We start from the raw sequence: 19,083 nt of genomic DNA, 5'->3' as shown, positions 1-19,083 counted from the left end.
CCACGACCGCTGGCGCAGACGCGGTTCAAGTCTCTTAAAATGTTTACTTTCCTGAACCGCGTCCTACCGTCGCCATTGTTTGGGACAAGTTTAAGCTCGCCCGGAAACGCCCCATCCCCCTCCGGACGCGGTTCAGCTCTGCTCGCCGTGTTTGGCGTATTCGATCCGCACCGACTCCATCGCGTGATTGACCTCTTCGCGGAAGGCGAGGAGCTGATCGAGCTGCTCGCTGGAGTACATCGACTTGAGGCGTCGCATCTTCGCCATCAGCGGTAGATGCTGCAGCTCCGAGACCGGTACGCCGAGCTTGATCAGGGCGGCGCCGCGCTTGTAGATGGTGATCGCGAGATCGAGCAGGGCGTATTGTTTCTGGGGTGAGCAGAAGGTGTCGATCTCGTCGAGGGCGCTTTGTTGGAGCACGCCTTCCTTGATCAGCGAGGCGCCCTCCAGCTCCCAGCGTTGCGCATCCGAGAGTGCTTCGGGTCCGACCAGATTGACGATTCGGGAGAGCTCGGCGTCGCGCGCGAGGAGTGCGAGTGCGGCGGTGCGACGCTTCTCCCAATCCGGGTCGATCTCTTTGTGCCACCACTGCGCGGCGGTGTGCACGTGCTTGGAGAAGCTGGTCACCCAGTCGATCGAAGGATAGTGCCGCGCGTCGGCCAGTTCCTTGGAGAGTGCCCAGAAGGTCTCGATGATGTCCTTGGTGTGGCTGGTGACGGGCTCGGAGAAGTCGCCGCCCGGGGGCGAGACCGCGCCGATCAGGGTGACCGAGCCGGAGCCCGCGCCGTAGGTCTCGACACGTCCGGCGCGCTCGTAGACCGCAGCGAGGCGCGAGGCCAGGTAGGCCGGGTAGCCTTCCTCGACCGGCATCTGACCGAGTCGCCCGGAAACCTCGCGCAGGGCCTCGGCCCAGCGGCTGGTGGAGTCGGCCAGCATGACCACGTCGTAGCCCATGTCGCGGTAATACTCGGCCATGGTGATGCCGACATAGACCGACGCCTCGCGCGCCACCACCGGCATGTTGGAGGTGTTGGCGACCAGCAGTGTGCGCTCCATCAGCTTGCGCCCCGTGTAGGGGTCGTCCAGCTCGGGGAAGCTTTCGAGCACATCGACCAGCTCGTTGCCGCGTTCGCCGCAGCCGACATAGATGACGATGTCGGCGTTCGACCAGCGCGCGATCTGCTGCTGTACGACCGTTTTGCCGGCACCGAAGGGTCCGGGCACCGCGCCCTTGCCGCCCTTGAGCTGCGGGAAGAAGGTGTCGATGACCCGTTGGCCCGTAATCAGGGGCGAGATGCCGTCGTCGCGACGCAGGTAAGGCCGTGGTTTGCGCACCGGCCAACGCTGATACATGCTCAGGCGGTGACTGATGCCGCGTGGATCGCGCACCCGAGCAATGGTCGACTCGATGTCGTAATCGCCAGCCGGCGCCACCTCGAGTAACTCGCCCTCGACCCCGGGCGGAACCATGATCCGGTGCAGGACCGTTGTTGTCTCCTGGACGGTGCCCAGGACAACGCCGGGCCCGACCTTGGCGCCTGGGCTCAGCTCACGATTGGGCTCGAACTCCCACTCGCGCGCCCGGTCCAGCGCGGGCACCGAGATGCCGCGTCGGATGTAGTCGCCGGATTCCAAGGCGATCTTCTCGAGCGGACGCTGCACGCCGTCGAAGATGCCGCCCATCAGACCCGGACCGAGCTCGACCGAAAGCGGCCAGCCCAGGCCCAGCGCAGGCTCGCCCGGGCGCACCCCGTCGGTGGACTCATAGGTCTGCACGACCGCCAGCTGACCCCGAAGCGAGATCACCTCGCCGAAGAGACCCAGGTCGCCGATCTTCACCTGCTCGCCGCTGCGCACACCCGGCAGCTCGACGGTGACGATGGGACCGTTGATGTCTCGGATGATCCCTGTTCTCTTGGTTTCGCTCATGGCCTCATCCGCTGAATAGGTTGCCGGTGTCGAACCCGCTCGGCAACAGCCGTTCGAGGATGACCTGTTGGACGGCGGGACGCAGACGCTCGAGTCGGCCCTCGTAGGTGTTGTCGACGCGGATGCGCTGGTCGCGGCTGGTGACGAGCACCCCGCCGAGGGTTTCGATCGGCTCTTTGGAGAGCGTCGCGCTCTTGTGGCTCGGCAGGGTCTCGAGGATGGCGTCCCAGCGCTCGGCCAGGCGTTTCTGATCGCGCGCATTCGCGGAGATAATCAGAGCGTTTTCCTCGATCAGGTTGGTTGCGCGCGCGATCAGGCCGTCCAGCCAGGGGTCGTAGCGCTGAAGGTCTTCGCTGAACGACTTCATGCGTCCGGCGAGGGCGCGTTCGACATCCTGCACGAGGTTCCAGCGCATGCGGTCCAGGTGCGTCTGCATCTTCAGCTCGCTGGCCTGCACGTGCTGGCGGAAGGTCCGGTCCGCGAGCGTCTTGGCGATGCTCTCCTCGCGGCTCTCGCGCATGCGCAGCCGTTCCGCGGCCTCGCGCAGGATGTTGTCGCGGCTGCGGTTGGCGCGATCGCGATACTCCCCGGCCAGCCGTTCCGCGCGGGCCAGAATGGCCTGCTCAAGCTCTTGTACTTGATTCACGATCGACCCTCGTTAAATCGCGTCCGGAGCGAAAAACATCGTTTTGTCGCTTGCTGCTGCCTTGTGGACACCAGGGCGCGACGGTTCAGACGCGATTTAAGTGAATGAATACTGTTCGATGACAACCAAGGTCTTCACGGGCGCACCCGCCGACTTGCGAGACCCGGCGGCTCACGGCTCTGCCTTGGCGTTTACCACGGCGTTGCCGAACAGGGCCGCCAGGCGTCGCGCCACATCGCTACCCAGCTGCGGCTGCTCGCCGAGCGGCGGCACCGCGATCACGACGATGCGGCCTCCCTCACGGCGCACACGCTTGAGGCTTGGGATGTCCTGCTGCATGACGGCATCGTCGACGACCACGAAGGCCTTCTCCCGTCCGCGCAGGAGCTCCCGGATGGTTCGGTCGACGAGCTCCGGATCGGGATTGGGATGGGTCTCGAAGCCGATGAGTCGAAAGCCGTCCGAAAGCCGATCCTCGCCCAAAAAAACCATCCGGGTGGGCCGTTCGTAATCGTAGGTCTGCTGCGCGTCCACGCCGAGCCTGCTCAGATCCGGTTGAGCAACAGGATCGAGATGACCAACCCATAGATGGCGATACCCTCGGCCAGGCCCAGATAGATGAGGGTGCGGCCGAGGTTCTCGGGCTTTTCGGTGATGGCGGCGAGCGACGCGGCGCCGATCGGTCCGACGGCAATACCGGCACCGATGGTCGAAAGCGCGGTGGGGATGCCGGCACCGATGATGGCCAGGCCCATGCCGACGGATAACTCACCCGCTGCGGCAACGCCCTCCATGCCCGGCTCCACGGCAAACGCGTCGCTGATACCGAACACCAGCAAGCCGAGCTGTGCGCCGACGAAGACCACCAGCTGGGTCGCCATCGCCGGTTTGTACCAAGGCCGGGCCCGGGTAGCGAGGTTCGGTCGAAATTCGAGCATGAGTCCGAGCAGGATGAGGCCGAGGACGGCAAAGGTCATGAGGGCGACGAGCCAGTACATTGCATGCTCCAGTGTTGTGTTTCGGTTGTGACGATAGGTTTCTTCGGCGACTCGCGGTGCGCGTGGAGTCGGTGCGATTAAGGGTTTGGTTCACCGGACGGATCGGCAGACTTGACGACTGCCGTCGGTCTATTCGGGCTCGCTGGGTTGATCAGTTCGATGTCCGCGTAGATGAGTCCCATGCCTTACTCCCGATGCACGACCGGCTCAGACCGATCCACGCCGGAACTTCAAGGGCGCGAACTCATGGCCGTTCCCCGAGAAGTAACGCGAGAACCCCTCGAAATATTGCAGACGCATCACCTGAATCATCACGATTCCGCCCTCGAGGACGATGACGAAGATGTTGCCCAAGATCAGGGTCACGACATGGCCGAATGCACCCATCATGCCGGCCAGGGTAAAGATGGCGATCGAGAGCGCGACGTGATTGAGACTGAAGGCGGCGACACGCAGGAACGACAAGGTGTTGGAGACATAGCCGATCACGGTCTCCAGGGTCTCGATCACGACCACCAGGATCTTCTCGCTGATCGGCGCCTGCTGGTGCTGCCAACTGTGCCAGGCGAGCGCGGCAAGCGAGCCGATCACCAGCAATAGTGGGATCGTTCCGAACGTATCGGCTGCGCTCGCCTGAACCCCGGCTGTGCTCTCACCGGCCGTGGCGATGTTCACTGCGCCGCCGATCAGCGCGAGATAGAAGATCAGGTTGACGACGCCGTGATGTCCGAAAACGGCACCCGACCAGTTGCGGATCACCAGTCGATTGTAGATTGCCAGGAGGCAGGCGATGGTCAAAAAGACCACACCCCATCCCAAGGCGATCCTCATCATCAGGAGCGGGTCGCTGAGCGGGCTCATCCAGAGCGCGGGCAACAGGTGTTCCTTGCCGAAGATGCTGCCGAACAGGACCCCGAAGAACATCGAGGAGAGGCCGGCCATCAATCCGAACGGCCAAAAGCCCCCGAGCTTCTTGCGCAGGAGCCAGGCGGCCAAGGCGATCACGGCGCCTTGGCCGATGTCGCCGAACATGCTTCCGAACATCAAGATGAAGGTCACCGCGAAGAGCGGCGTGGGATCGACCTCGCCGTACTCGGGCACGCCGTATTGTTTCACCAGCATGGCGAAGGGTGCGAGGAGACGGCTCTTCACAGGAACGGTCGGCACCAGGGCGCGCTCGTCCGCCGTCGGGTTGCGCACGCTCATCTCGAAGGGATGGTTCAGGGACTCGCGCAGGCGTGCCTCGAGACGTTCCGCCGAACGTGCCGGGACCCAGCCTGCGAGGTAGGCGAGGGCGCCCGCGCTGCGGATCGAGGGATCGAGCGAAACCAAGGGTTCGGCGAGCATGAGGGTCCGGCGCGCCTCCAGCAAAGGGCCGGCAAAGGGATCGGACCACCGCTCGAGCGTCTCAAGCAGGGTCTTGCGCTGCGTGTCGATGGATCGGCGCTGGGCATCGAGGTCGCGTTGCAGCTCCGCGGGGTTGCGGTCGAGCTCCTGCGGAATCGGTAAGTTTTGGAAGCCTGCGGCGTCGAGCACGGCGGAGAGCTGGCTCTCTTTGGTTCCGGCGGGGCCGACGATCACGACATGGGCGTTTTCGCCCTGCTGCATATAAAGGTGCAGGATGTATCCGGCGAGGCCGATGGCGCCTTCCAGTTGGCGCAGGTTCTCGCGCGGGACCAGGCCGACGTAAAAGTCCAGGAAACGCGTTTTGCTGCGGAGCATCCCCAGATCGATGTTGAGATGCGCGAAGTTGGCCAGAGCGGCTTGCTGGTCCTTGACCAATCGCTCCTCGTCGTCGAGACGACGCAGATCCTCCTCGTAGCTGGATGTCTCGTTCCAGACCTTGCCCAGCCATTCGTTCAAGGTTTGCAGCTCCGCGAAATCGACCACACGGACTTGCTCGATCTCGGGAGTCGCCGGCACCGGGATCAACTTGCCGATCTTCTCGAGACGGGCATTGGCCTGGGCGAAGACCTCGCGGTACTCGCGACCCGGCAGACCGGCGAGTCGGGCCTCGGTCGGCGGGCGGGTATCCGGGTGAAAGCTCTCCATGTCCGCCAAGGCGAGCGATGCCTGCGGAAGATCCTCGGTAAGAACCAGGAGCCGGACATGTTTCATCGGTGTCGACCGCAACATGTGTCAGCCCCTCTGCGTTGGATGTTGAATCGGGGTGCGCATCAGGCGGCTCGACCGCCTGCCCAGGGACATCCGGGCTCGGCCAGCTCCACCGCGATCTCGATGGCGGCGGACGGGAGATTCAGGATCTGGCCTTGGGCCAGTGCGAACAACAACAGTAGGTCGCGCTCACGCAGCATCAGGTAGGCCAATGCGCGCGCGACGCCCGATCGCGTGCGGTGCAGGACCCAATGCGCCTCGTGCGCCGCGTAGGCGCCGATGCGCTTCTGAATCTCCACGATGTTCTTGCTGCCGGCAAGCAGCCGATCCAGCGGCGCGGGCAATGTCGCGAGGATACCCTCGAAGGTTTCGATATTGGCCAGATTCAGCAGCCGATCCCGCGTCAGGAGACGCATCGACGGGACAAGATGGTAGAAGGTCTCCGAGGCGGAGAGCTGATAGGAGAACCGAAAACGCAGCAGCCACAACAAATTGATGCGATCCAGCTCAGCGCCCACAAGTCGCTTCAAGGGCGCCAGATCCGGGTCGCCGAAAGCCATCACGTGCCGTTGCAACGCGGCGTAATACCGCTGATCGATCGCGGCCTCCAAGGCGAAAGGCTCGCGTTGTTGCTCGTAGACCTCGCGCGCTTGGCGGGCCAGCGTGCGATGGGCCCCGGCCTCCAGCTGCCGCAGGAGCTCCAGCACGTTCTCGGCACGGAAGAGATCGGTGTGCATATCCTCCGACAATCGCATGTACTCCGGGAGCTCATAGAGATTGTCGTGGATCTCCTTTTGATCGAGGTCGTAGAGCTTGCCGCGGATCAGTGTCTTGAGGTTGAAGAGGGCGTACTTGCGGCCCCAGTCGAGGACGAGAGCCCGCTCGGCCGTATTCATCGGCCGAACCAAGATGAGAAGCTCCGAGAGTAAGACCTGGATGAGACTTTGCTCGACCGCCCGACTGCGCGCGCGCGTGGACTGTTGTGCGTCGAGGATGGCGGTCAACCCGAAACGCTCCGCCAGGGTGGGCAAGGGCAGGTGCGCCAGCGCCGCGATCTCTGTCGGCTCCAACAGCTGCGTCGCCATCACGGAGACGCGGGTGTTGAGGTAGGCATGATCGGCAATGATGGTCATGAAGACACCGCGGGTAAGCTGCCGGTGGGTCGGCGCGTCGTTGAGGCCTGTATCCGACCTTCAGCGATCGGGGTCGATCAAGACCTGAAAGGCGGCATCCAACGCCTCGCCCTCGCGGCGCTCGGCCTGGTCGCGCAATTGGACGTGACGCTCGTCGTATCGACGGCGAAGCTCCGCGACGTTCTGCTCGGCGCGTTCCTCGGCCTTGGCGATAAAGCCCCGATGCAGATCCGGGATCCTGGCGGTGAAGCGATCGTTCTCGGATTTGGCATCCGCCATCGCTTTTTGAATCGTCCGCTCCTGCTCGGCCTCGGCCTGCTGAGCGATCTTCTCGGCGCGCATCTCGGCTTCAAGAAGGCGTTGGAGGGTGTCGTCCATCGTGGTCTACCTGCCAGAACAACAGAGGTACGGGGCGTTACCTTAACCGAAGACCGGGCAAAATGCGCGCGACGATGCGAGGTGTTGTCCCTCGATCGGCCTCGATGCGCACACGCCGGCGAGGCAATCGGTCACGAAGCTGACACGGATCAAATCCAACGAGTGCCGTCGCCCCGCATCCTGCGATGCCTGAACTAGAATATCATCGTATTCTAACGAAACCGGTTCCCGAGTGGAATGCACGGGTACGAGGGACGGAGAGGCGCGGTCGAGGCCCGATGGCTTTGGTCCTCGCCATCCCGGGAACGCGGTCGAGGCGCGATGGAGCGAGACGCGGCGTGATCAAGCAGCCCTCCGATGCTGACCTGGAGCGGATCGATGCCGCGTTCAACCGAGCACTGGCCGCGGAGGCAGCCGCTCGCGAGTCGGTCTCGGCCTGTCGGATCGAAGCGGATCGACTGCTGGCCGATGCCGAAGACCATGCGCGTCGCCTCGTCGAGCGGACCGACCGACGCCTCCTCGCTGTTCAGCGGATCGCAGACACGAGTCTGCAGCACGCGCTCTCCGAGCTACTCGACCGTGTGGTCGAGCCGCTCGGCGAGGGCCTCGACGCCGCCGACGATGCTCGATTGGACGCAGCCATCGGCGCTCTCGCCGACGAGATGATCGGAGCTGCGGTCGGCTTCGTGGGTCGCGAGGGCGCTCCTCGATGAACCCCGGCCCCCGTCTCGCCTACGCCCAGGCCCGCCTTCAAGCGCGTTTCTCACGGCTGCCTACCGCGGCGGATTGGCAGCGCCTGTCCAGCGCACGCACCCTGGCAGCCTATCTGGAAGAGGCGCGCGTCACCGGGCTGGTCGATTGGGTCAGGTCCTTCTCCGGGTTGAGTCAGGCCCATGAGCTGGATCGCGGCTGTCGCGCCCTGGCGCTGGATACGGCAGTGCACGTCGCCGACTGGTCGCCCAAGCGCTGGCGGGCAGCGATCGAATGGGTGGCCTGGCTGCCTTGGTTGTCGCAGCTCGAGCACTTGGCGCGCCGCGAAACCCTGCCGGACTGGTCGACCCTGGACGTCCGGCTGCGTGGACTGGTCGGCGAGGATGGTGCTCTTGATACGCAGGCTTGGGAGGCGCACGGGCTCGCCGCGCTGTTGGCGAAAACCGAGGCGAGCAGTGCGTCGCGCGATCTCGGCGAGCGCTGGCAAGCGGCTTGGCGCGAGCGCTGGCCGACCTGTGGAGGCCGTTGCCGGCGCGATCTGGACGGATTCTCGCGGCTGGTCCAAGACCATCTGGATCGCTTCCGCGGTGCGCCTGCCGCCTCCGCGTGGGAGCTGCGCGAAGCCCTGCGGGATCGCCTGCGTGCCTATTTCCACCAACATCCGGTTCAGCCCGTCGCACTCTTCGCATATCTCGCGATCGTCTTCTTGGATCTCGAGCGGCTGCGAGGGGCCCTGATCAGTCGGGCGCTCTTCGACGGGGGGCATCTGGATTCCTGATGTTGCGTCCTGCTTCCACGCGCTGGTTCGAAGTGCTGTGCCCACGGCGCGAAAGCGTGCGCACCGTGACCGAGCTCGCGCGCACCGGCGCGGTGGAGATCGAGATCCGCGATCGGGTCTGCGGGGATTTCTCGCTCGAGTATCTCTCCGAAGGGCTCGGGGTCTACGAGGCGCTGAGGGTGCGCTACGCACGCTATTGGGAGCGCGCACGGCTGCGCCGCAAGATGTTGGTCGAGTCGCCCGACGTCGTCTTGGAGCGCGCTCTGGCGCGGATCGGGGCGTGGCGGCACGAGGCCGATCCGCTGATCGACATCCTCCAGTCCTGCGAGGAGGAGTTGACCCGGCTCAAATGGTTGGCGCAAGTGATCGGCAAGATCATCGACAGTCCGCTCGACTTCGGCGCGGTGGCGCGCAGCGGACCGGTTCTCGGGACCTTCTGCACGATCTTGCCGAGGGATGCGCGGCCGCAGTTGCCGGACGACGTCATTCCGCGTCAGATCCCCTGGGGCGACGAATATTGCGCCATGATTCTAGGTCCGCGCGATCGGCTCGACGCGGTTAAGCGTTTGGTGCAGGCGGCCAAGGGACGGGTCATCGAGCGGCCGCCCTGGCTGAAGGGCGATGCGCGCGATTCGCTGGCAAGGATCGGTGCGCGGCGGGAGTTTCTCTCGACGCGGGTCGTCTATCTGAAGGCGGAGCTGGACACCCTGTTCGACGAATACGATCTCGGCGACACGCTGGGCGAGGTCGCCGGGCTGGCTTGGTTTGCCGAACATGTCGGCTGTCTGGAACGCGCCGGCGAGCTTCTGGTTTGGGTCACGGGTTGGACCGACGATCTCGGCGGCGAGCGGCTCCGAGCGGCCCTCGACTCGGGACGGACCCGCGCGTTGCTGCGCCTGACCAACCCTCCGCCCGGCAAGCGTCCGCCGCAGATCCTCGACAATCCGCCCTGGATGCGTCCGTTCGAGTTGTTCGCGCGAGCCTTGGGTGTCCCGGGCTCGGACGAGGCGGATCCGACGCCGGTGCTGATCGTCGTGGTGCCCCTGCTGTTCGGCTACATGTTCGGCGACGTGGGGCAGGGCGCGGTGTTGGTCGGCGTCGGGCTTTGGTTGCAGCGGCGCTGGCCGGAGGCGCGCCTGATGGTGCTCGGCGGTGGCTCTGCGATGGTTTTCGGGGTCCTGTTCGGGAGCCTCTTCGGTCGCGAGGACATCATCCCCGCACTCTGGATGCACCCGCTGCATGATCCATTGACCTTGCTCGGCGTCCCTCTGCTCTTCGCCGTCGTGTTGTTGAGTTTGGGCCATCTTCTATCGGGCCTGAGCGCACTCTGGCGCGGCGAGCTCGGGCGCTGGCTGATGCAGGATCTGGGCTTTCTGGTCCTCTATCTGGGGTTGATCGCGACGGTTTTCCGCCCGGGCCTCGGCTGGGTCGCGCTGCTCGGTTTGGCGTGGTACCTGATCGGCGCCTTCATGGTCCATCGCGCCCTGCTCGGCGGTCTCGCCGCCATTGGCCACCTCCTGGAGTCGGGCGTCCAGATCCTGGTCAATACGCTCTCGTTCGCCCGCGTCGGCGCCTTTGCGTTGGCGCATTCGGCACTCTCGGTCGCCGTGGTGACGATGGCGGATGCGGTACCGCTCTGGGCCGGGATCCTCATCATGATCCTGGGCAATCTCCTGATCATCCTTTTGGAAGGGCTGGTGGTCTCGATTCAGACCACGCGGCTCGTGCTGTTCGAGTTCTTCAACCGCTTCCTGCAGGGCACCGGGAGGGTCTTCCGGCCGCTCCCGGCGCCGCCGCCCATTGTGCGGGAGGCCGTCCAGGATGCGGCGTGAGCGGACCTGGGTCCGTCGGCGGTTCCACGCGCGCTGAACAGCGTCCAGAGCCAGACGCGCATGTTCGAGTGAGATCGACATTGGGTGCAATCACGAGCCTTCGCGGGGATGCGGTTGAGAAGGGATTTATTTTTTATGACTTAAACCGCGCCGGCTCCAACGGCCGTCAAGTCTGCCGGGGCCGATCCCATCCAAACACATCGCACACCGCGCCGGGCGCGGTTTAAGAAGGAGTGAAGTCATGAATCGACAAATCCTGTTCGCCGGCGTGATGGTGCTGGGCGTTGCTCTGCTCGCCGGAATCTCCAGCGTGGTGTTTTGGCAGTCGGGTGCGTTTGCCTCCGAGGTCGTCGCGCTCGAGGTGATGCCGCTGGATCCGGATGTGCTGCGCTGGGGCTATCTGGCGGCCGCTCTCGCGACCATGGCTGGCTCGATTGCGGCGGCCTATGCGGTCGCCACCATCGGCGCCGCGGCCGTCGGCGCCTTGGCCGAGAAGCCCGAACTGTTCGGACGAATGGTGATCCTGGTCGGGCTCGCGGAAGGTATCGCCATCTATGGCCTGATCATCTCGGTATTGATCCTCAACCGGCTCGGCTGAGGGGCGGATCGCGATGGTGACCTGTGCCTTTCTCGGCGACGAGGTCAGCGGGCTCGGGTTCCGGCTCGCGGGGGTCGAGGTTCACTGCCCCGAGCCTCAGGATGTGCGTGCGCTCTTTCAGCGGCTGTGCGAGGAGTCCCGGGTCATCGTCATGACGGCTGAGATTGCGGCCACACTGCCGCCCGAGCAGTTGCGAGAGGCGGAGTTGGCGACCTGGCCGCTGGTCCTCGTCGTCCCGGACGTACGCAACCGCGTTGCTGCACCGGATCTCGTCGCCGATGTGCGGCGCCGCTTGGGGATGGCCGAATGAAGCTCGAGGAGCGCGAACGTGGTTTGCTGACCCTGGTTCAGGAGTATCGGGACGCGGAGTGCCGGACGCTCTTGGAGACGGCGCGCGCCGAGGCGAAGACCCTGCTCGCCGACGCTTACCGACGCGCACGCGCGCAGCTTCACCAGCGCGTCGTTTCGGAACGGGCGAATGCGCGGTCCCGGCTCCACGCCGCTCGTGCGGAGCGCGATACCCGTCTACGTGCGAGCGGCGATCGGGCCAACACGCGACTCTTGGATCTGGCGTGGCCGCGTCTGCACGAGGCGCTGAGCAGGCGCTGGGCGGTGAAAGAGACGCGCGCGATCTGGTCGAGGCATGCCATCGAGCAAGCGCAGCGACTGCTCCCGACAGGCCTTTGGACGGTGCGCCATCCGCCCGATTGGTCAGCGGCCGAATGGGAACCGTTCGAGGCCGAGCTGACCCAGGTCTTGGGTCAGGCGCCGCATTTTCGGGCCGACGGCGCCGTGTCTGCCGGCCTCGTCATCGAGACACAGGGCGCCGTGCTGGATGCAAGCCTCGAAGGTCTGATGCGTGACCGCCGACGGTTGGAGGCGCGCCTGTTGGCGGTATTGGCACGGCACCCGAAGGGTGCAGGGGTCGAAACATGAGCACGGCGGAAACCACCTGGATCAGCGGCCCCGTCCTGCGGGCACGTCCCGACGGAGCCTTCCGTCTGCGCGAGTCGGTCACCGTCGGTGATCAGGCACTTCTCGGCGAGGTGATCCGGATCGCCCGCGACGAGATCACCGTCCAGCTCTACGAGGACACCAGCGGCCTGAGGCCCGGGATCGAGGTCACGGGATCCGGTCGGCTGCTCTCGATCCGGCTCGGGCCCGCCATTCTTGCCGGGATCTTCGACGGGTTGCTGCGCCCCATCGCGGATATCGCCGATCCCTACGTCAAGCCGGGGATGCAGGTCCACGCCGCCCGGCGGTTTCACTTCACCCCGAGCATCTGCGTCGGCGACTCCCTGCGTCCCGGAGCAGCGATCGGCGAGGTTGCGAACGGGACGGGCATCGCTCAGCGCTGCCTGGTGCCCGCGGATCTGCCCGGCGGGCGTGTGTCCGCGATTGCCGACGCCGGCGAGTACCCGGACGACCAGCCGATCTGCTGGATGGACGCCGCCGACGGTCGACGTCTCGCGGTCGCCATGACTCACGCGTGGCCGGTTCGGGTGCCGCGGCCCGTACAGGCGCGTCTGCCTTCGGACGAGCCGATGTTGACCGGGCAGCGCGTCATCGACTGTCTGTTCCCGGTCGCGCGCGGCGGCACCGGGGCTATTCCGGGCGGCTTCGGTACCGGCAAGACGGTCTTGCTCGAGACCGTCGGTAAGTGGTGCAACGCCGATGTCATCGTCTATGTCGGTTGCGGCGAGCGCGGCAACGAGATGGCGGGCTTGCTCGCCGAGTTCAGCGAGCTGGAAGATCCGCGCAGCGGGCGCCCCTTGCTCGAGCGCACCGTCGTGATCGCCAACACCTCGAACATGCCCGTTTCGGCACGCGAGGCCAGTATCTACACGGGCATTACGGTGGCGGAGTATTTCCGCGACCAGGGCATGAACGTCACCCTGATGGCGGACTCCACCAGTCGCTGGGCCGAGGCCCTGCGCGAGGTCTCCGGCCGACTCGGCGAGCTGCCCGGCGAGGCCGGCTATCCGGCCTATCTCAGCAGTCGCTTGGCCGACTTCTACGAGCGCGCAGCACGGGTGCGCACATTGGGCGGGGAAACCGGATCGGTGACGCTGCTCGGCGCGGTCAGTCCGCCCTCGGGCGACTTCTCCGAACCCGTGACCACGCATACCCGGCGCTACGTCGGCTCGCTCTGGGGCCTCGACGCCAAGCGTGCCCAAGCGCGCTTCTATCCGGCGATTCACCCGCTGCAATCCTACAGCCTGGTCGCCGGAAACCTCGCGCGCTGGTGGCACACCACCGGATGTACACGCTGGCAGGAGCTGCGTCGACGCTTTCTAACGCTCTTGGAGGACGAGGCCCGCCTGGAGCGCATGGCCCGCATCATCGGTCGCGACGCCATGCCCGCGCGTCAGCGGCTCGTGCTCATCTGCGCCCAACTCGTCAACGAGTGCTTCCTGCGCCAGTCCGCGTACTCCATCAACGACCGCTACGCCAGCCCGTCGCGCCAAGCGGTCATGATGCGCCTGATCGGCAGTTTCATCGAAGGCTCCGAACGCCTGCTCGATGCCGGCGTCGCACCCGAGGCGATCCGCGATCAACCCGTCTTCCGTCGCCTCATGCGCATGGGCGAGGAGATCGAAGAGGGCGACTGGGAGGCCTTCTCAGCGCTTGATCAGGAGCTGACCGCAACGATTCGGAGGCTGATCAACGAGGCGCGGGAAGAGGTCGGAGGATAGCTTCGCGCCATCAGCCATCAGCCATCAGCCACCACCACGGAGTTGACGATTGCTGATAGCAGGAGGCAGGAGCCTCCAGCGCCCATCGCACGCAAGCAGGTACGCCAATGACATACGCCAGACTCGTCGGAGAAGAGATCGCCAATCGTGCCGAGGGTCCGCTGCTGTTCTTGAGCCGCAGCCTCGACGTGGGTCTGAACGAGGCGGTCGAGGTGGAGGGTACGGACGGCTCGGTGCGACTTGGGCGCATCGCCGCCTTGGACGAGGACTCCATTACCGTCGAGATGCTCGACGACACCGCCGGCCTCGCCCTGCAGGGTACGCGCGTGCGCTTCTTCGGTGAGCCGCTGCGCTTCCATGTCGGTCCGGGGCTGCTGGGGCGCGTCTTCAACGGCATCGGCAAACCGCTCGACGGTGGACCGCCGCTCGCGGCCGAGCACGCCTACCGAGTCGATGGGCTGCCGATCAAGCCGACCGCGCGCGAGGCGCCGAGCGAGTTCCTGGAAACCGGATTCACCTCGATCGACCTCATGAACAGCCTGGTGCGTGGACAGAAGCTGCCGCTCTTCTCGGGCGGCGGGCTCCCTCATGACCGCATCGCGGTGGACATCGCCTGCAACGCCCGCCTGCCGGGCGATGCCGAAGAGGCGGAAGGGTTCGCCATTGTCTTCGCGGGCATCGGCATCCCGCACGACAGCGCCGAGTTCTTTCGCGAGGAGATGGAGAAGAGCGGGGCGCTCGCCCGCACCGTGCTCTTTCTCAACCTGGCCAGCGATTCGAGCGCCCAGCGCCTGCTCGCCCCTCGCTTCGCCTTGACCGCGGCCGAATATCTCGCCTTCGTCGAAGGCATGCATGTCCTGGTGATCCTGACCGATCTCACCAACTACTGCGAGGCCCTGCGCGAGGTTTCGGCGAGCCGCGGCGAGGTCCCCAGCCGCAAGGGCTATCCGGGCTACATGTACTCGGACCTGGCGACCCTCTACGAGCGCGCCGGTCGCATCCGCGGGAAGCCCGGCTCGGTCACGCAGATCCCTATCCTGACCATGCCGAACGACGACATCACCCACCCGATCCCGGATCTCACCGGCTATATCACCGAGGGCCAGATCGTGCTCGATCGGGATCTGCATCGGCGCGACATCTATCCGCCGATCCGCCTGCTTCCGAGTCTTTCGCGCCTGATGAAGGACGGCATCGGCAAAGGCCGCACCCATGCCGACCATCCGGCGCTCGCCGCCCAGCTCTATGCCACCTACAGCCAGGCCCAGCAGACACGGGTGCTGGCGGGTGTGGTCGGGGAGGACGGTCTTTCCGAAGACGATCGCAAGCTGCTCCTCTTCGGCGACGACTTCGAGCAAAAGGTCATCCATCAAGGCGTCGATGCCCGAACGCTGGAAGAGAGCATGGCCGCCGGCTGGTCCGCACTGCGCGGCTTACCGGCGGGCGAGCTCCATCGACTCGACGACCGCCAGATCCGCGAGCATCTGCTCGATCAAGCCCCGCGAAGAGAGCCCGTCTCATGACCGAGCGCGCCGTCGTTCCGACCCACAGCGCCTTCCTCGAGCTCAAGGAAGAGCGCTCTGGCATGCGGGAAGGGTATCGATTCCTCGACGAGAAGCGGCTCATCCTCGCCGCCGAGATCCTCGCCGAGCTCGGCCGCTACGAGCATGAATTGGCCGCCTTTCGAGCCGACTACCGCGAGGCCGTCGCTGCACTCCAAGGCGCCGTCGCCCGTCACGGCCTGGAAGGACTCGCCGTTCACCCGCCGGCACCGCCGCTCGACACCGATTGCCGGCTCGCGCCGCGGCGCGTCCTCGGCGTGACGCTGCACGATCTGGTCGAAAGCGACCGGCAGCCGCAATCGCCTCCGCCGAGCGTCTCCGACAGCCCCGAGGCCGATCGTTGTCGGCGAGCCTTCCAGGCCCTGATCCCGCGCATCGCCCGTCTCGCTGCCATGGTCGGCAATCTCCAACGCCTGCGTGCCGACTACGCCCGCACCGCCCGTCGCGCTCGCGCACTCGAAGACGTCCTCCTCCCCGAGATCGACGAGACCCTGCGAGCAGTGGAGTCCGCACTTGAAGAGCTCGAGCGCGAGGAGGTCGTTCGCGCACGACAAGTCCGCGCCTGAACGTCCCGTCGAGAGTCGCTTTCGAACATCGCCGGATTGTGCCGAACCCCAGCGACCGCACGATTCGTGGGACCGGTGTGTTGTACGCGACCAGCCGAGCATCCGGGCGGTGCATGACGTCGGCACGGCTGATGCCGCCGTGTTGTCAATCGGGTTGGAATCCCGGATTCAAGACCTGCAAGGGCAGTGTTCGGGAAATCCGGTCAACCGGGTTTCTTGAACCGCCCGGATGGTTGCGTCGTCCCACCACTCGGCGTCCCCAAGGTCTGCCTTCAAGCTTGGCGTCTTGGCCAGACGACGCCGGACCCCATTGCGCTGATTGCAAATGGTGATTTCCCATGAGGGGTCACGTTGCTCCGGTTGGTACCTCCATTTCAACAGATGGGCGAGCAACACGGCCATTCGTCTCGCCAGCTCGCGCTGCTCGCTCTTTCCCACATCGTCGATCTCCTCGGCGATGTGCGTGATATCCAATCGGTCAAACTGTCCTTCCCGCAAGAGCCGAGCCTGCTCGTTCGCCCACGCAACGATATCGTCTTCGTAGGTTTGAATCGGATGTCTCCCCGGTCGCGGGCCCTCGGACACGGCGTCTCGGCAACAAAACGCCTCGTGTGCCTCGGTCCGACCGATCCGCCGGCCTTCTCAAGGCTCCCCTTCTGATTTGCAGCAACGTTTTGATTTCCAGATCCAAATGGTTTCTCGCGGGATTCGGCTTCGCTCCAACTCGGCGCCCCGGTGTTTGAATCCAAGCCGCACCGCTCCTCAAGACGGCGGATGCCGACAGGTCGCAGGCAGCCATTCCAATCTGAGTGGTTGGACATCACGTGGTCCGCACAGCCAGGTCACGACGCCGCCGTTTGGCCCGCCATGCCCTTCGAGGCGCAGCTGACTGTTCGCATCGCCGCCGATGCCGTTGTAGACGGAGCGGCGCAGCATCACCTCCATCCGGGCCTTCGCGCAGCCCGCGTTGGCATTACAGGCCCCGACTCCTTTGAGCTCCAGCCGGCGAATGGTGGGGTGGTCATCGGTGGAGACGATCTCGAACTGCTCTCGCTCGGCGGAGTCGATCGGGAACCGACCATGATTGGCATAGAAAAGGCTCAGATCGGTCTTGACCCTGCCGACCTCGAGGAGGACCTCGGTGACCTTCGCGCGAATCGCATAATCGCGGTACTGAGGCACCGCAACAGCGGCGAGGATGCCGATGATCGCCACGACGATCATCAGCTCGATCAGGTTGAATCCTTGCTGATGTGGTTTCACCGTCGATGTCCTTGTCTTGTCTAGGATTTGTCGATGAGACAGCCTCTCTTGGGCCGATCTGCTATGCGTGTGCCGCGGCGGACTGAGGTCCTTAAACGCCAAGACCCTGCGACCCCGCGACGAGCGACTCCGCTCGTATCCCGCCGGCGACGCGTCTCCCGCAGCATCGACGCGATTGCCCGCGCGTTCAACCTGTGCCTGCACCGCCGTCAACCAGACCTCGCCATCGTCATCATCGCGCAGGGCTTCGCCGAGCTGCTCGAGGGTCTCCGGCGCCCGAATCAGCGCCAACAGCACAGCGGCGCGCTGGGCGACTGCGTCTCCGAAGCGACGCCGAGCCAGACGCTGCAATTACGCACGTTCGGATTCGAGGCCTTTCTCCATATGAGAATCTTTCAAGAGGACGCTCGCCGAATGTGCCACACTATCAGTAATTGCAGCACATCGGGAACGAACGCCATGAAAGAACTGAATGTCAGAGAAATGCGGGCAGTGATGGGTCAGCTCGACAAGTTGGTGGAGGAGGCCGGCGAGATCATCGTCAGTCGCCGCGGGAGGCCGATCGTCCGCATCCTGCCAATTGCCGGGAAGCGGCGGCGGCCGGACCATGCCGACTTGCGCGCCCGTACCCGGCGGCTGTCGACCTCCTCGGCAGTGCTGATCCGCGCCGAACGTGATGAGCGAGGATGATCGCGTCTACCTGGATACCAGCGCCCTGGCAAAGTGGTATCTCAACGAACCGGGTTCCGATGTCTTTGCCGAATACCTGCAGGGTGTCGATGTTGCCGTCATCAGCCGGCTCACCCGCACCGAGATGCGCTCACTGCTGAGCCGTCGCCGGCGCATGGGCGAACTGAGCGCTGAGCTCGAATCCGTCCTCTATGCCGCGTTCCTGGACGACATCGCCCGCGGCTGGCTGCAGGATCACCCTGTGAATGACGTCTGCTTCGACCAAGCCGTGAACCTGATGACCCGTTATCCGGAGCACCCGCTGCGCACACTCGACGCGCTGCACTTGGCGCTGGCCAATCATCTGGCTGTTGAGGTACTGGCCACCGCGGATTGCGTGATGGCCGAAGCCGCCTCGGCGATGGGCCTGACGGTGAGGCAATTTTAGCTTGACGCAGAAGTCGCCTTCTTTCTCATGCATCGGATATCTCCCCGGTCGGACCCTCGGAATCGGCTTCTCGGGACCATGTTCCGCTGCACGATCTTGGCGGGTGAGCGCCGGCAATGTGATTCCGTTGCCGCGATCCTTCGGGCCGGGCGCGGTCGGCCCAATGGCGCGGCAGCGGTCCAGGGCGACCGGGCTGTCATCCTGCCGGCGATGCGTCTCCCGCGGCATCCATGCGATCGCCCGCGCGTTCAACCTGTGCCTGCACCGCCGTCAACCAGAGCTCGCCATCTTTATCGTCGAGCAGGGCTTCGCCGAGCTGCTCAAGGGTCTCCGGCGCCCGAATCAGCGCCAACAGAACAGCGGCGCGCTCGGTGACGGCGTCTCCGAAGCGCCGCCGAGCTTGGCGCTGCAGTAACGCACGTTCGGATTCGAGGCCTTTCTCCATCCCTCGCTTTATCCCGCGCTCCATGCCTCGCTCCATCCCCTTCCGAATGCCGATTCGCTCGGCCGTGGTCACGTATCGCACCTGCTCCGCCTCTTCGATGGCTTGAATGGCCCGATGGCAGTCGTCCTCCAACGGCGAGGGCAATGGATCATCAATCTCCTTTTGGGTCCGGCCTCGCAGCCTGGCGAGGCGATCTGCGGTCTCTCTCATGATGTCGACCATCCAAACCTTACAGAGACTCATGACACCCGCTCCGTGCTGTCACGCATGCCTGGGGGCGTTGAAACGTGGGCAACTCACTTTTTCGGTTGGACTC

The 19,083-nt window shown here is 65.1% G+C and carries 21 protein-coding genes; 11 read left to right on the top strand and 10 right to left on the bottom strand.

What is annotated here, in order from left to right:
• Positions 1–132 precede the first annotated feature (132 nt).
• The 7 genes from LT988_RS02350 to LT988_RS02320 form a co-directional block, all read right to left on the bottom strand.
• Positions 133–1,929 carry a V-type ATP synthase subunit A gene (locus LT988_RS02350; RefSeq protein WP_232408661.1) on the bottom strand — a complete coding sequence of 599 codons (1,797 nt, stop codon included), beginning with the start codon at positions 1,927–1,929 and terminating at the stop codon, positions 133–135.
• Between the two features lie 4 nt (positions 1,930–1,933).
• A complete protein-coding gene (locus LT988_RS02345; protein WP_232408660.1) occupies positions 1,934–2,575 on the bottom strand; it encodes a V-type ATP synthase subunit E in 642 nt (213 codons plus the stop codon).
• Positions 2,576–2,746: 171 nt separating this feature from the next.
• Positions 2,747–3,067, bottom strand: coding sequence for a V-type ATP synthase subunit F (locus LT988_RS02340; RefSeq protein WP_232410671.1), 321 nt, complete (start codon positions 3,065–3,067; stop codon positions 2,747–2,749).
• Positions 3,068–3,120: 53 nt separating this feature from the next.
• Positions 3,121–3,573 (bottom strand): ATP synthase subunit C, encoded by a 453-nt coding sequence (locus LT988_RS02335; RefSeq protein ID WP_232408659.1) that lies wholly within the window; start codon positions 3,571–3,573, stop codon positions 3,121–3,123.
• A 207-nt stretch (positions 3,574–3,780) separates the two neighbouring features.
• The gene (locus LT988_RS02330) at positions 3,781–5,691 is read right to left on the bottom strand and encodes a V-type ATP synthase subunit I (protein WP_232408658.1); all 1,911 of its coding nucleotides are present in this window, start codon (positions 5,689–5,691) and stop codon (positions 3,781–3,783) included.
• Between the two features lie 59 nt (positions 5,692–5,750).
• Positions 5,751–6,821 carry a V0D/AC39 family V-type ATPase subunit gene (locus tag LT988_RS02325; protein ID WP_232408657.1) on the bottom strand — a complete coding sequence of 357 codons (1,071 nt, stop codon included), beginning with the start codon at positions 6,819–6,821 and terminating at the stop codon, positions 5,751–5,753.
• A 60-nt stretch (positions 6,822–6,881) separates the two neighbouring features.
• Positions 6,882–7,199 carry an ATPase gene (locus LT988_RS02320; protein WP_093191204.1) on the bottom strand — a complete coding sequence of 106 codons (318 nt, stop codon included), beginning with the start codon at positions 7,197–7,199 and terminating at the stop codon, positions 6,882–6,884.
• 338 nt (positions 7,200–7,537) lie between these two features.
• On the opposite strand from LT988_RS02320, the gene LT988_RS02315 reads away from it, so the two are divergent.
• The 9 genes from LT988_RS02315 to LT988_RS02275 all read left to right on the top strand — a co-directional run bounded on the left by LT988_RS02315 (position 7,538) and on the right by LT988_RS02275 (position 15,942).
• Positions 7,538–7,912, top strand: coding sequence for a hypothetical protein (locus tag LT988_RS02315; RefSeq protein WP_232408656.1), 375 nt, complete (start codon positions 7,538–7,540; stop codon positions 7,910–7,912).
• Complete coding sequence (locus tag LT988_RS02310; protein ID WP_232408655.1) at positions 7,909–8,688, top strand: hypothetical protein; 780 nt, start codon at positions 7,909–7,911, stop codon at positions 8,686–8,688. Before LT988_RS02315 ends, LT988_RS02310 begins: the two co-directional genes overlap by 4 nt.
• A complete protein-coding gene (locus LT988_RS02305) occupies positions 8,688–10,520 on the top strand; it encodes a V-type ATPase 116kDa subunit family protein (RefSeq protein ID WP_232408654.1) in 1,833 nt (610 codons plus the stop codon). The genes LT988_RS02310 and LT988_RS02305 overlap by 1 nt, the downstream gene beginning before the upstream one ends.
• Positions 10,521–10,761: 241 nt before the next feature.
• Positions 10,762–11,118: an ATP synthase subunit C gene (locus LT988_RS02300; protein WP_232408653.1), complete on the top strand. Its 357-nt coding sequence runs from the start codon at positions 10,762–10,764 to the stop codon at positions 11,116–11,118.
• Positions 11,119–11,131: 13 nt separating this feature from the next.
• Positions 11,132–11,428, top strand: coding sequence for a V-type ATP synthase subunit F (locus tag LT988_RS02295; protein ID WP_232408652.1), 297 nt, complete (start codon positions 11,132–11,134; stop codon positions 11,426–11,428).
• Entirely contained in the window at positions 11,425–12,054 is a 630-nt protein-coding gene (locus tag LT988_RS02290) for a hypothetical protein (protein WP_232408651.1), read from the top strand. The genes LT988_RS02295 and LT988_RS02290 overlap by 4 nt, the downstream gene beginning before the upstream one ends.
• The gene (locus tag LT988_RS02285) at positions 12,051–13,814 is read left to right on the top strand and encodes a V-type ATP synthase subunit A (protein WP_232408650.1); all 1,764 of its coding nucleotides are present in this window, start codon (positions 12,051–12,053) and stop codon (positions 13,812–13,814) included. Before LT988_RS02290 ends, LT988_RS02285 begins: the two co-directional genes overlap by 4 nt.
• Before the next feature lie 107 nt (positions 13,815–13,921).
• On the top strand, positions 13,922–15,337 hold the full coding sequence (locus LT988_RS02280) for a V-type ATP synthase subunit B (protein ID WP_232408649.1): 1,416 nt from the start codon (positions 13,922–13,924) through the stop codon (positions 15,335–15,337).
• Positions 15,334–15,942: a V-type ATP synthase subunit D gene (locus tag LT988_RS02275; protein ID WP_232408648.1), complete on the top strand. Its 609-nt coding sequence runs from the start codon at positions 15,334–15,336 to the stop codon at positions 15,940–15,942. The genes LT988_RS02280 and LT988_RS02275 overlap by 4 nt, the downstream gene beginning before the upstream one ends.
• A 168-nt stretch (positions 15,943–16,110) precedes the next feature.
• Here the strand turns inward: LT988_RS02275 and LT988_RS02270 are convergent, their stop codons facing one another.
• On the bottom strand, positions 16,111–16,527 hold the full coding sequence (locus LT988_RS02270; RefSeq protein WP_332460522.1) for a DUF29 domain-containing protein: 417 nt from the start codon (positions 16,525–16,527) through the stop codon (positions 16,111–16,113).
• Positions 16,528–16,704: 177 nt separating this feature from the next.
• Entirely contained in the window at positions 16,705–17,205 is a 501-nt protein-coding gene (locus LT988_RS02265; protein ID WP_269752090.1) for a pilin, read from the bottom strand.
• Between the two features lie 63 nt (positions 17,206–17,268).
• Between LT988_RS02265 and LT988_RS02255 the strand changes: the two genes are divergently transcribed.
• Positions 17,269–17,895, top strand: coding sequence for a type II toxin-antitoxin system Phd/YefM family antitoxin (locus tag LT988_RS02255; protein ID WP_232408647.1), 627 nt, complete (start codon positions 17,269–17,271; stop codon positions 17,893–17,895).
• Entirely contained in the window at positions 17,882–18,322 is a 441-nt protein-coding gene (locus LT988_RS02250) for a type II toxin-antitoxin system VapC family toxin (RefSeq protein WP_232408646.1), read from the top strand. Before LT988_RS02255 ends, LT988_RS02250 begins: the two co-directional genes overlap by 14 nt.
• A 196-nt stretch (positions 18,323–18,518) precedes the next feature.
• On the opposite strand, the gene LT988_RS02245 is transcribed toward LT988_RS02250, so the two are convergent.
• Positions 18,519–19,010, bottom strand: coding sequence for an RpnC/YadD family protein (locus tag LT988_RS02245; protein WP_232408645.1), 492 nt, complete (start codon positions 19,008–19,010; stop codon positions 18,519–18,521).
• Between the last annotated feature and the right edge of the window lie 73 nt (positions 19,011–19,083).

The organism is Thiocapsa bogorovii, assembly GCF_021228795.1.
In the GTDB taxonomy this organism is placed as follows: Bacteria; Pseudomonadota; Gammaproteobacteria; order Chromatiales; family Chromatiaceae; genus Thiocapsa; species Thiocapsa bogorovii.
The sequence above is the reverse complement of the archived record's forward strand: the minus strand, read 5'-3'. Positions and strand labels throughout refer to the sequence as shown.

What these genes read in the sequence shown, in the direction of transcription:
- LT988_RS02350 (WP_232408661.1), bottom strand. Translation starts at nt 1,929, where the DNA reads ATGAGCGAAACCAAGAGAACAGGGATCATCCGAGACATCAACGGTCCC.
- LT988_RS02340 (WP_232410671.1), bottom strand. Translation starts at nt 3,067, where the DNA reads ATGGTTTTTTTGGGCGAGGATCGGCTTTCGGACGGCTTTCGACTCATC.
- LT988_RS02335 (WP_232408659.1), bottom strand. Translation starts at nt 3,573, where the DNA reads ATGTACTGGCTCGTCGCCCTCATGACCTTTGCCGTCCTCGGCCTCATC.
- LT988_RS02330 (WP_232408658.1), bottom strand. Translation starts at nt 5,691, where the DNA reads ATGAAACATGTCCGGCTCCTGGTTCTTACCGAGGATCTTCCGCAGGCA.
- LT988_RS02325 (WP_232408657.1), bottom strand. Translation starts at nt 6,821, where the DNA reads ATGACCATCATTGCCGATCATGCCTACCTCAACACCCGCGTCTCCGTG.
- LT988_RS02320 (WP_093191204.1), bottom strand. Translation starts at nt 7,199, where the DNA reads ATGGACGACACCCTCCAACGCCTTCTTGAAGCCGAGATGCGCGCCGAG.
- LT988_RS02310 (WP_232408655.1), top strand. Translation starts at nt 7,909, where the DNA reads ATGAACCCCGGCCCCCGTCTCGCCTACGCCCAGGCCCGCCTTCAAGCG.
- LT988_RS02305 (WP_232408654.1), top strand. Translation starts at nt 8,688, where the DNA reads ATGTTGCGTCCTGCTTCCACGCGCTGGTTCGAAGTGCTGTGCCCACGG.
- LT988_RS02300 (WP_232408653.1), top strand. Translation starts at nt 10,762, where the DNA reads ATGAATCGACAAATCCTGTTCGCCGGCGTGATGGTGCTGGGCGTTGCT.
- LT988_RS02295 (WP_232408652.1), top strand. Translation starts at nt 11,132, where the DNA reads ATGGTGACCTGTGCCTTTCTCGGCGACGAGGTCAGCGGGCTCGGGTTC.
- LT988_RS02290 (WP_232408651.1), top strand. Translation starts at nt 11,425, where the DNA reads ATGAAGCTCGAGGAGCGCGAACGTGGTTTGCTGACCCTGGTTCAGGAG.
- LT988_RS02285 (WP_232408650.1), top strand. Translation starts at nt 12,051, where the DNA reads ATGAGCACGGCGGAAACCACCTGGATCAGCGGCCCCGTCCTGCGGGCA.
- LT988_RS02280 (WP_232408649.1), top strand. Translation starts at nt 13,922, where the DNA reads ATGACATACGCCAGACTCGTCGGAGAAGAGATCGCCAATCGTGCCGAG.
- LT988_RS02275 (WP_232408648.1), top strand. Translation starts at nt 15,334, where the DNA reads ATGACCGAGCGCGCCGTCGTTCCGACCCACAGCGCCTTCCTCGAGCTC.
- LT988_RS02255 (WP_232408647.1), top strand. Translation starts at nt 17,269, where the DNA reads ATGCGTGTGCCGCGGCGGACTGAGGTCCTTAAACGCCAAGACCCTGCG.
- LT988_RS02250 (WP_232408646.1), top strand. Translation starts at nt 17,882, where the DNA reads ATGAGCGAGGATGATCGCGTCTACCTGGATACCAGCGCCCTGGCAAAG.
- LT988_RS02245 (WP_232408645.1), bottom strand. Translation starts at nt 19,010, where the DNA reads ATGAGTCTCTGTAAGGTTTGGATGGTCGACATCATGAGAGAGACCGCA.